This window comes from Mesorhizobium sp. M7A.F.Ca.US.005.03.2.1 (assembly GCF_003997795.1).
Taxonomy (GTDB): Bacteria; Pseudomonadota; Alphaproteobacteria; order Rhizobiales; family Rhizobiaceae; genus Mesorhizobium; species Mesorhizobium ciceri.
The window spans coordinates 1-443 of record NZ_RZRP01001621.1 but is presented as its reverse complement, the minus strand read 5'-3'; the positions used below and the strand labels follow the sequence as shown (position 1 = coordinate 443).

Genomic DNA, 443 nt, shown 5'->3' with positions numbered 1-443 from the left:
ATAGACGACCGCTTGACCGTCCTGCGCGGCATTGCCCGATCCGATCGGGAACAGCGTGCCTGCGATGTCGACCCCTGGCTTGTCGCCCTTGCGCATGGTGCCCTTGAGCAGGTTCATCGAAGGCGAGCCGATGAAGCCGGCGACAAACAGGTTGGCCGGGCGGTCGAACAGTTCCAGCGGCGCGCCGACCTGCTCGATGCGGCCGTCGCGCATGACGACGATCTTGTCGGCCATGGTCATGGCTTCGATCTGGTCGTGGGTGACGTAGATGGTGGTGGTCTTCAGCCTCTGGTGCAGTTCCTTGATCTCGGTGCGCATCTGCACGCGCAGCTTGGCGTCGAGATTGGACAGCGGCTCGTCGAACAGGAACACCTGCGGATTGCGCACGATGGCGCGGCCCATGGCCACGCGCTGGCGCTGGCCGCCGGAAAGCTGGCGGGGAT

Annotated in this window: 1 protein-coding gene; it reads right to left on the bottom strand. The window is 65.0% G+C overall.

The window, feature by feature from the left end; genetic code table 11:
• Window positions 1-443 (bottom strand): ATP-binding cassette domain-containing protein (locus tag EN991_RS39490; protein WP_127370695.1); only part of this gene is annotated, 443 nt, incomplete at both ends.